The 10,435-nt window shown below is 69.0% G+C and carries 9 protein-coding genes; 8 read left to right on the forward strand and 1 reads right to left on the reverse strand.

All coding sequences use genetic code 11. From position 1 onward, the window contains the following. Window positions 1-22: 22 nt before the first annotated feature. A complete protein-coding gene (locus tag M6444_RS15410; protein WP_298329181.1) occupies window positions 23-2,101 on the reverse strand; it encodes an RNA degradosome polyphosphate kinase in 2,079 nt (692 codons plus the stop codon). Window positions 2,102-2,345: 244 nt separating this feature from the next. Here M6444_RS15410 and M6444_RS15415 point away from each other — a divergent pair, with 244 nt between their 5' ends. The 8 genes from M6444_RS15415 to M6444_RS15450 form a co-directional block, all read left to right on the forward strand. Beyond that, the gene (locus M6444_RS15415; RefSeq protein WP_298329185.1) at window positions 2,346-3,173 is read left to right on the forward strand and encodes an SAM-dependent methyltransferase; all 828 of its coding nucleotides are present in this window, start codon (window positions 2,346-2,348) and stop codon (window positions 3,171-3,173) included. A gap of 172 nt (window positions 3,174-3,345) precedes the next feature. Next, window positions 3,346-4,344, forward strand: a complete 999-nt coding sequence (locus M6444_RS15420) for a LacI family DNA-binding transcriptional regulator (RefSeq protein ID WP_298329188.1) — start codon at window positions 3,346-3,348, stop codon at window positions 4,342-4,344. Continuing rightward, the gene (locus M6444_RS15425; RefSeq protein WP_298329191.1) at window positions 4,341-5,285 is read left to right on the forward strand and encodes a sugar ABC transporter permease; all 945 of its coding nucleotides are present in this window, start codon (window positions 4,341-4,343) and stop codon (window positions 5,283-5,285) included. Before M6444_RS15420 ends, M6444_RS15425 begins: the two co-directional genes overlap by 4 nt. A 3-nt stretch (window positions 5,286-5,288) precedes the next feature. After that, on the forward strand, window positions 5,289-6,125 hold the full coding sequence (locus M6444_RS15430) for a carbohydrate ABC transporter permease (protein ID WP_298329195.1): 837 nt from the start codon (window positions 5,289-5,291) through the stop codon (window positions 6,123-6,125). A 38-nt stretch (window positions 6,126-6,163) separates the two neighbouring features. Continuing rightward, window positions 6,164-7,456 (forward strand): sugar ABC transporter substrate-binding protein, encoded by a 1,293-nt coding sequence (locus M6444_RS15435; RefSeq protein ID WP_298329196.1) that lies wholly within the window; start codon window positions 6,164-6,166, stop codon window positions 7,454-7,456. A gap of 13 nt (window positions 7,457-7,469) precedes the next feature. Further along, complete coding sequence (locus tag M6444_RS15440) at window positions 7,470-8,420, forward strand: ADP-ribosylglycohydrolase family protein (RefSeq protein ID WP_298329199.1); 951 nt, start codon at window positions 7,470-7,472, stop codon at window positions 8,418-8,420. Next, entirely contained in the window at window positions 8,417-9,475 is a 1,059-nt protein-coding gene (locus M6444_RS15445; RefSeq protein WP_298329202.1) for an ADP-ribosylglycohydrolase family protein, read from the forward strand. Before M6444_RS15440 ends, M6444_RS15445 begins: the two co-directional genes overlap by 4 nt. Continuing rightward, window positions 9,472-10,435, forward strand: a 964-nt coding sequence (locus M6444_RS15450) for an ADP-ribosylglycohydrolase family protein (RefSeq protein ID WP_298329204.1), incomplete at its 3' end; no start/stop codon positions are given. The genes M6444_RS15445 and M6444_RS15450, both read left to right, overlap by 4 nt.

Genomic DNA, 10,435 nt, shown 5'->3' on the forward strand with positions numbered 1-10,435 from the left:
CCCGTTGCTCCCACGGTGCGGCTCACGACGCGCTCCGGCGGCGCCGCTTGCGTTCGATGAGCATCTGCTGCAGGTCGATCAACGGTTCGTTGTCGGGACCGAGGTGCTCGCGTACCCACGACCCGTCCGGTTTCAGGTGCCACGACGCGGTGCCCGGGTCGAAGGCGAGATCGAACAGCCCGGCCAGTTCGCGTAGATGCTCGTGGCGACCCAGCTTGACCAGGACCTCGACCCGGCGATCGAGATTACGGTGCATCAGGTCCGCCGAGCCGATCCAGTACTCCGGATCGCTGCCGTTGTCGAAGGCGAAGATCCGCGAGTGTTCGAGGAACCGGCCCAGGATGCTGCGCACCCGGATGTTCTCCGACAGGCCAGGAACGCCGGCGCGCACGCTGCAGATGCCGCGCACCCAGATGTCGACCGGCACGCCGTGCTCGGACGCCGAGTACAGCGCCTCGACGATCGACTCGTCCACCAGGCTGTTGAGCTTGAACCGGATCCGGGCCGGCCGACCGGCCCGACGATGCTCGATCTCGCGTTCGATCCGCTCGATGATCCCGCTGCGCAAACCCTGCGGGGCCACCAGCAACCGGCGGTACTCCGAGTCGACCGAATAGCCGGACAGCGTGTTGAACAGCAGATTGACGTCCTCGGCCACTTCCGGGTCGGCGGTGAGCAGCCCCAGGTCCTCGTAGCCGCGGGCGGTCTTCGGGTGGTAGTTGCCGGTGCCGATGTGGCTGTAGCGGCGGATGACGCCGCCGGCTTCGTCGCGCACGACCAGGCAGAGCTTGCAGTGCGTCTTGAGCCCGACGATGCCGTAGACGACGTGAACCCCCGCGTGCTCGAGCTTGCGCGCCCACGTGATGTTGGCCTGCTCGTCGAACCGCGCCTTGATCTCGACCAGCGCCAGCACTTGCTTACCGGCCTCGGCGGCGTCCACGAGTGCATCGACGATCGGCGAGTCCCCGCTGGTGCGGTACAGGGTCTGCTTGATCGCCAGCACGCGCGGGTCAGCGGCGGCCTGCTCGATGAAGCGCTGCACGCTGGTGGAGAACGAGTCGTACGGGTGGTGGACGAGCACGTCGCCCTTGGAGATCGCGGCGAACATGTCCGCGGGCAACGCTGACTCGACATCCGGCAGATCGCGGTGCGTGGCGGGCAGGAACGGCCGGTACTTCAGCTCGGCCCGGTCGATGTCGGCGATGTCGTCGAGCCCGGTGAGATCGAGCGGACCCTGCAGCATGAACGTCTCGCCGTCGCTGACCCCCAGCTCTCGCTGCAACAGGTCGAGGACGTGCGGGTCGACGGTCTCCTCGACCTCCAGGCGGACCGCCGGGCCGAAGCGACGGCGCATCAGCTCACGTTCCATCGCGGTCAGCAGATTCTCGGCGTCGTCCTCCTCGACCTCGACGTCCTCGTTCCGGGTGACCCGGAAGGTGTGGTGCTGGAGGACCTGCATGCCGGGGAACAGGTCACCCAGGTGAGCGGCGATGACGTCCTCGAGCGGGACGAATCGCTGATCGGTCACGGGCAGGAAGCGGGCGAAGTTCGGCGGCACCTTGACCCTGGCGAAGTGGTCGGTTCCGGTCCGCGGGTTGCGCACCACCACCGCCAGATTGAGCGAAAGGCCGGAGATGTACGGGAACGGATGGGCCGGGTCGACGGCCAGCGGCGTCAGCACCGGGAAGATCCGCTCGCTGAACAACTGCCGCAGCGCTGGGCGTTCGTCTTCGGCGAGATCGTCCCAGCGGACGATGTCGATGCCCTCGGCGGCCAGAGCTGGCAGAACGTCGGAGCGGAAGCACTTGGTCTGCCGCGCCATCAGCTCGCGCGTTCGCTCCAAGGTGCGTTCGAGGACCTCGCGCGGCATCAGGCCGCTGGCGGCGGGGACGGCCACGCCCGCGGCGATGCGCCGTGTCAGCCCGGCGATGCGCACCATGTAGAACTCGTCGAGGTTGCTGGAGCAGATCGCCAGGTAACGTACCCGCTCGAGCAGGGGCTGATCAGGATCTTCGGCGAGCTCGAGAACCCGGAAGTTGAAGGCGAGCCACGATAGCTCACGATCGAGGTAGCGCTCCTCGGTCTTCGTCAGCTCGGCCATGAAGAAATGCTGGCACGCCCGGGTGAACACTGGGTAGACCCAGACGGTCCCCGTGATGGCGGACCCACAGCTCGGACGACCTTCGCCGCCTGATGACCATCGGTGAAAAATGGCTGTCAGAGGGTAGCCCCCAGCCCCGGTGACGTGGTTATACTCGCCCCGCTCGGTGATCAGCGGACGATGGCCGAGCAGGGGTGGCAGTCCGCCCGTGACACAGCCCGGAGTCGACGTGCGAGGTTGATCGATGTCCAGTGCCGAGTCGGCCGAAGACGGGCCTGCGCCCATGCACATCGACACGACGAAGCCGAGTACGGCCCGCGTGTACGACGCGGCGTTGGGCGGCAAGGACAATTACGCCGTCGACCGCGAGATGTTGGCCCAGCTCAACGCTGCCGCGCCCGAGGTCATGCAGGCGGCGAACGAGAATCGCGCATTCCTGGTGCGGGTGTGCCGCTACCTGGCGAACCAGGTCGGGATCGAGCAGTTCCTGGACTGCGGCTCGGGGTTGCCGACGGCGGAGAACGTGCACCAGGTGGTGCAGCGGATCAATCCGGACGCGCGGGTGGTCTACATCGACAACGACCCCATCGTGCTGGCGCACGGCCGGGCTCTGCTCGAGGAGAACGACCGGACTCATTTCGCCGCGGCGGACATCTTCGACCCGTCGGCGGTCCTCGACAACGAGGTCGTGCAGGCGCACATCGACTTCACCCAGCCCGTGGCGTTCCTCCAGTTGGCGAGCCTGCACTTCTGCGCTGACGACCCGGCCGGGGTCATGCGTCAATACGTCGATGCCCTGCCCTCGGGGTCCTACGTCGCATTCAGCCACGCCTTCGACCCGGAGAACGAGTACCACGAGATGGCCATGGAGGCCGCCGAGGTGATGTCGTCCGGTTCGGCCGGCCGGACGAATTTCCGTACCAGAGCGGAGCTCGAGCCGATCCTCGACGGCCTCGACGTACTCGAGCCAGGCCTGGTCTACGTCGCGGACTGGTGGCCGAGCGGGCCGCGGTTCGGTCCGCTGCTGCCGGTGCAGCATCTCATCGTCGGCGCCCTCGCGCGCAAACCCTGACCAGCGCCTTCGCGCCCAAGTCCGACCAGCCCCTGCGCCGTCCCGGTCACGGATCGGTATCGCCGGCTTGACGGCGAGCCCAGCCGGGTCTTTAAATGTCGGGACATCCCGGAAACGTTTCCAGGGCCGGGATGTCGCCACTGCTGGAAACGTTTCCGAGGAGTTGATCTCGATGCAGCGCCGACGGCCGACGATCCATGAGGTCGCCAAGGTCGCCGGTGTGTCGATCTCCTCGGTGTCGCGCGCACTCAACGGGAACACGTCGAACGCCGAGATGGTCGCCCGGGTCGAGGCGGCGGTGCAGCAACTCGGGTACGTCCCCAGCCAGGTGGCGCAGTCGCTGAAGACGCGCCACACCGCCCAGGTCGCCTTCGCCATGGAGGACATCGGCAACGCCGCCTACTTGGAGATGGTCCGCCAGATCCAGCCGGTCCTGCGCGACGCCGGGTACCGGCTGCTCCTGCACAGCACCGGTGCCGACGTCGAGGACGAGGTCAGCGTGCTGGACAGCCTGAGCCAGAACTACGTCGACGGCCTGATCCTGTGCCCGCTGCGGGTGACCGGGCGCCATGTGGCCGCGCTGCGCGAAACCGCGGTCCCGGTCATCGTGATCGGGCTGCTGCCCGACGACGTGTCGGTCGACAACGTACGCGCCGACTCCCGCGTGGGCGCGCGGATGGCCGTCGAGCACTTGTACGCCGCAGGAGCCCGGCGCATCGCGTTCATCGACGGCCCGATCGACACCGTGCCCGGCGAAGCCCGGTACGCCGGTTACCGTGCCGGGCTCGCCGCCTGCGGGCTGCCTCTCGACGACGACCTGGTGGAGTTCGCCGACTTTCAGTTCGAGTCCGGCCGGCGGGCCGCTCGTGAGGTGCTGACGCGGACCGACGTCGACGCGGTGTTCGGAGCCAACGACCTCATCGCCATGGGCACCCTGCATGCCCTGCGCGAACTCGGCCGGACCGTCCCGGACGACGTGCGCGTCGTCGGCATGGACGACACCACTCTGGCCGCCACCAGCTTCCCGCCATTGTCGAGCGTGTCCCTGGGCTCGGCCGACCGTGGGCGGATCGCCGCGAAGCTCTTGCTCGCTCGGATGAACGGCGACGATTCGCCGCCGGAGCGGGTCACCGTCCCTCCATCGTTGACCATCCGGGAGAGTAGCCGATGACGTCGACGCGTACGCCGACAGTTCGGCCACCGGCACCCGAGCCCACCGCCGCGCAGCCCCGGCGGACGTTCCTCGGGCTGAACCGGGAGGCGCTGTTCCTCGCTGTCCCGGCGCTGATCCCGGTGGTGATCTTCAGCCTGTACCCGCTGCTGCGGGGGATCTACCTCGGTTTCACCGACGCCCGCGCCGGCCGAGACCTGGAGTTCTCGTTCACCGGGCTGGACAACTACGCGACCATGCTCGGGGACTCCTACTTCTGGGAGTCGTTCCGGATCGGCCTGGTCTGGGCGTTCGGGGTGACGATCCTGCAGTTCTTCGCCAGCTTGGGGCTGGCGCTGCTGCTCAATCAGCGAATCCGGATGCGCTGGTTGGCGCGGACGCTCGCCATCGTCCCGTGGGCGATGCCCCAGGTGGTCATCGGCATCATGTGGCGGCTGGTGTATCACCCGAACGCGGGCATCCTGAACAGCGTCCTCAAAGACCTCGGCGTCATCGACTCGAACGTCGAGTGGTTGACGTCGCTGTCGCTGGCGCTGCCCGCGGTCATCGTCGTCGGCGTCTGGGCCGGGATGCCGCAGACCACCGTCGTTCTGCTCGCCGGGCTGCAGAGCGTGCGGACCGAACTGGTCGAGGCGGCGGCCGTGGACGGGGCGAATGCCTGGCAGCGCTTCCGCGCGGTGACCTGGCCCGCGCTGCGGCCGGTGGCGTTCGCGATGACGACGCTGGACTTCATCTGGAACTTCAACTCCTTCGGCCTGGTGTACGTCCTCACCCAGGGCGGTCCCGGCGGCGCCACCCGGCTGCCGTTGCTCTTCGCCTACGAGGAGGCGTTCCGGTACGGCAACTACGCGTACGCGGCGGCGTTGGGCAACGCCATGGTCATCGTCATGGCCGTGTTCGTCGTGCTCTACCTGCGTCGCCGGCTGAAGGAGGCGGACTGAATCATGCGCGTGCTCCGCTCTCTGTCCACCCCCGGCAAGTACGTGGCGCTGATCGCCTACCTGGTCTTTCTCGCCTTCCCGTTGCTGTGGCTGCTCTCCACGGCGTTGAAGACACCACCGGAGATCGCTCGGATCGAGCCCACGATCATCCCGGAGAACCCCACGCTGGAGAACTTCCGGGTCGCCTTCGAGCAGCAACCCATCGCCCGCGCGCTGCTGAACACCGTCGTCGTGGCCGGCACCTCGGCGTTGATCACCGTGGTCCTGTCCATCCCGGCGGCCTACGTGATGGCTCGGTACCGGTCGGCCGTCAGCCGCTTGACGATGCTGTGGGTGCTGCTCAGCCAGCTGTTCCCGTTCATCCTCGTCATCATCCCGCTGTTCCTGGTCCTGCGGAACGCCGGTCTGTACGACACCCAGCTCGGCCTGATCATCGTGTACGTCGTCTGGAGCATGCCGTTCGCGCTGTGGATGCTGCGCAGCTACGTCAGCGGCATTCCGGTCGAGCTCGAGGAGGCGGCGGCGATCGACGGAGCCGGCAAGCTGCGGGCGTTGCGGGAAGTGGTGGCGCCGTTGCTCGTACCGGGTGTGGTGGCCGCGGCGATGTTCGCGTTCGTGTCGGCCTGGAACGAATTCCTGTTCGCGCTGGTGCTCCTGCGCACGCCCGAGCTCCAGACCATTTCGCTGACGCTGGTGAAGTTCATCGGCGCCGACGGGGTCGCCCGGCTCGGTCCGCTCGCCGCGGCCGCGCTGGTGGCGACCATTCCCAGCCTCGTCTTCTTCGCGATCATCCAGCGGCGCCTCGTCGGGGGGCTGCTCGGCGGTGCGGTGAAGTCATGAAGACCTGTCCGTTCGAACCCTCGTTCAGGAGGACAACCGTGAAGAGCATCGTGCGCAGAGCGACCGTCGTGACCGCGGCGATGAGCACCGGTCTTGTGCTCGCGGCCTGCGGCGCCGGAGACAGCTCCGGTACCGATGACGGCCCCGTCCAGCTCACCTTCCAAGCCCTGGCATTCCAGCCGGAATCGATCGAAGCCAACAAGGAGATCATCGAGCAGTGGAACGCCGACCACCCTGACATCCAGGTGGAGTACCTGCAGGGTGACTGGGCGTCGGTGCAAGACCAATTGGTGACGGCGTTCGAAGGCGGCACAGCACCGGATCTGGTGCATTACGAGTCCTCCTACCTGCAGGACTTCGCCGACCGCGGCTGGCTGCTCGACCTCACCGACATGATCTCCGACGAGATGAAGGACGACATCCGCGACGGCGCGTGGGACGCAGTGACCTTCGACGACTCCGTCTACGCGGTGCCGTTCCTGCTCGACGCGCAGGTGATCTTCGCCAACAAGGCGCTGCTCGACCAGGCCGGAATCGAGGTTCCGGCTCCCGACGACCCATGGACCTGGGACGAGTTCGCCGAGATCTCACGCAAGCTCACCGATGCCGACACCTACGGGGTGGCATGGACGCTGAAGGACCCGGCGAACCGCATCCTCAACCTCGCGCTCAACTTCGGCGGGGAGTTCTTCACCGAATCCGACGGCGCCAGCGAGGTGGTGTTCGGTGATGCGGAGAAGGAGGTCCTCCAGCGCATCCACGACCAGTTGTACGTGGACCAGTCCGCCGCTCCCGAAGCCATCGGCATGGGCGGTTCGGACCCGTTGCCCGGCTTCTTCGACGGGCAGTACGCGCTGCTCCCCAAGGGCATCTGGTTCCGTCAGCAGATCATGGACCAGGCGCCGGAGGGCTTCGAATGGGTCACGATCCCGGCCCTGAAGGGCGAGTCGCAGACGCAGGCGGCGGCGCCGCAGACCGTGTCGATCGCGGCGGAGACCGAGCACCCCGAGGAAGCGATGGCCTTCTTGGAGTATCTGCTCAATGCCGAGAACCAGGCGACGCTGGCCAAGGGCGACTGGATGATCCCGGCCAGCGAGGGCGCCGCTGAGAACGAGGTGCTGACCGAGACCCCGGACTGGCCGGTCGCTGCAGCCTCCGGCGCGATCCTCGAGCAGGCGCCGTTCCAGACGGTGCGCGGCTACGAGGAGTGGAAGAACAAGGTCGCCAACCCCGCGATCGAGGAGTTCTTCGCCAACTCGCTGTCGATGGACGACCTCGGCTCGAAGCTCGTCGACGAGGGCAACGCGATCCTCGAGCGATACCAGCGCTGAGGCGGGTGCGAGCATGCGGGAACGAGCGCAAGGGTGCTTGCTCGGGTTGGCCGTGGGCGACGCGATGGGCGCCCCGGCGGAGAACATGACCGCTGCGGCGATCGCCGAGCGGTGGGGCCGGATCGACGGGTTCCTCACCGACGAGCCGGCCGGCACCGACGACACCGAGTACGCGACCTTCAGCGCTCTGCTCCTGCTCACCCACGGACCTGACCTGACCAGCGACCACGTCGCGGATGCCTGGGTGACGCACCTCGCCGACCGGGCGGGCTTCCCGGGCGCCGGATTCAGCGAGCTGGGAACGCTGGAGAACTTGCGCGCCGGAATCCGGCCACCGGCCAGCGGCCGGCACCTGCACTCCTGGAGCGATGGGCTGGCGATGCGCTCAGCGGTCCACGGTGTCTTCGCCGCCGGAGAGCCGGCCGAAGCGGCGCGGCTGGCAGCCGTCGACGGAGCGGTCAGCCACGACGGCGAAGGCATCCACGCGGGCGTCGCGGTCGCCGCCGCGGTGGCGGCGGCGATGGGCGGGGCCGAACCGGGCGAGATCGTCGATCATGCCCGGCGCGCCGTTCCCGCCGACTCCTGGACGGCCCGGTCGCTGGCGGCGTCGGTGGCCCACGCCGGCGACACAGCTGCCCTGCTCGATGCCGTCGTGGTGTCGCAGTACCCGTGGACCGACCTCGGCCCGGAGGCGATCGCGCTGGCGTTCGCGGCCTTCCTCGCCGCCGAGGGCGAGTTCGCCGCGGCCGTCCCGGGTGCGGTGGCGATGGGGCGCGACGCCGACACGACCGCGGCCATCGCCGGCGCCTTGGCGGGTGCTCATGGCGGGCTCGGTGCTGTCCCGGCGGCGTGGCAGGCGCTCATCGGACCGGTGTCCGGCCGGTGCCTGGGGCCGGTGGTGGCCGGATGGCATCCGCTGGACCTCGCTGACCGCCTGACCGAGCGTGCGGGGGTCTCGGCGTGAGCGCTCGGACGGAACCAGATCGGGTCGCCGGGGCCTTGCTCGGGCTGGCCATCGGTGACGCGGCGGGGTGGCCATCGGTGCGGCACCGGGCGCACCTGCTCCCGCCGTGGACTCGTCGCCTGCACCGCGAGCTGGTGGAGTTCTCCGAGACCGAGCAGGTCACGACGCTTCCGGTGCCGTTCTCGTTGAACCAGCCGACGCAGCCGCTGCGACTGGGGCCCAGCGACGACGCGGAATGGGCAGCGTGGACGGCCCGGTGGCTGCTCGACTCCGCCGGGCCGATCACCCGCGCCGGTGTGCACGCGGGCTGGCGCCGAGCCGCGCTGGACGAAGCGTTGCCTCGCGGCCGGATCAGCGTCGCCACCGCAGCCGACTCGCTTCGGCGCGGCATCGATCCGCCCGTCAGCGGGCACGACAACCCGCATCATTTCGACGACGCCGCGGCGATCCGCGCGGTCGCGATCGCCGCGGCCGTTCCGGACCCGGCACGCGCCGCGCAGGTGGCGGGGTGGGACGCCGAAGTGACCAACGCCGACGACGGGGTGGCCGCCGCACAGGTGATCGCCGAGACGGTCGCCCGGCTGATCGCGGGGGAGCCGCTCGTGGCGTCGTGGACCGCTGCTGCGTCCCGGCTCCCGTCGAACGGGCTGCTGGCGGAGACGACCGAACGTGCGCTGGCAGCGACCGCCCGGGCCGGCTCGCCCGCCGAAGCCGTCCCCGCGCTCGCCGAGCTGGTCGATCACGTCTACAGCTACGGCGTGGCAGCGGCCCAAACCGTCCCGGTCGCTCTCGCGTTGGCACAGGTCAACGAGCGATCGCGCGGGGCGCCGATCGACGCGGTGACGGCGGCGGTGTGCCTGCCGGCGCTCGCCGACAGCGCACCGGCGTTGACCGGTGCGCTGGTCGGGGCGGCCTGCGGTGCGGACTCCTGGCCGGCCGGTTGGGTAGCCCGGTGCCGATGGCTGGCGGGGTGTTGCACGGGGGACCTCGCTGGAACAGATCTGGTGAAACTGGCGCGGCAGCTGGCCGCATGGAGGGGAGAGAGCGATTCGTGACCGATAACGCGCTCGTGGACCGCGCGGTCGGCTGCCTGACCGGCGCCGCCGTTGGTGATGCACTCGGGGGAGCGACGGAGGGTTGGTCACCGCAGCAGATCCGGCAGCGCTGGGGCGGCTGGGTGGAGGGCATCGTTCCCCCCTACTTCGAGGACTGGAAGACCGCTCGCCCGATCGCGCCGTACCACAAGGGCGACGGGCACGTCACCGACGACACGTTGATGACCCATCTGCTGATCGAGGTGTATGAGCAGGCCCGGACCCACCTCAGCGCGTACGACGTCGCCGAACGTCTGGTGCCGTTGATGATCGGCCGCGAGACCTGGATCCCCGAGCTCGAATCCCGGGCGCTGCCCCTGCAACGGGTGTTCCTCGCCGAGAAGTACATCGCGCTGCGGTTGCACTGGGGACATGCCGACCCACGTGAGGCCGGCGTGGGCAACGCGGTGAACTGCGGTGCGGCGATGTACATGGCTCCGATCGGCATCGTGAACGCTGCCGATCCCGATGCCGCGTACGCCGAGGCCATCGATGTCGCAGGTGCGCATCAATGGTCGTACGGGCGTGAAGCGGCCGGTGTCATGGCCGCCTGCGTGGCCGCGGCCGCAGCACCGCGGGCGAGCGTCGACGACGTTGTCGCGACCGCGGGGCGGCTGGCCAAGGACGGCACCAAAGCGGCGATCGAGGCCGTGCTCGAGATCGCGGCATCCATCGGCCACTGGACCGAGGCCATCGAATCGGGCAAGCTCCGGCGGGCCGTCGCGCCGTACGACACGGTGGGGGAGGACTACCGCGATCAGGGCCTCGGTGCCCGGCGGCCGAGCCGGCTGCATGCCATCGAGGAGCTGCCGATAGCGCTGGCCATGCCGGCCATCGCCGGCGGTGACTGGCGGGACGCAGTGCTCGGCGGGGTCAACTACGGGCGCGACTCCGACTCGATCGCCACGATGGCCGGCGCCA

This window comes from Haloactinopolyspora sp., assembly GCF_027324685.1.
Taxonomy (GTDB): Bacteria; Actinomycetota; Actinomycetes; order Jiangellales; family Jiangellaceae; genus Haloactinopolyspora.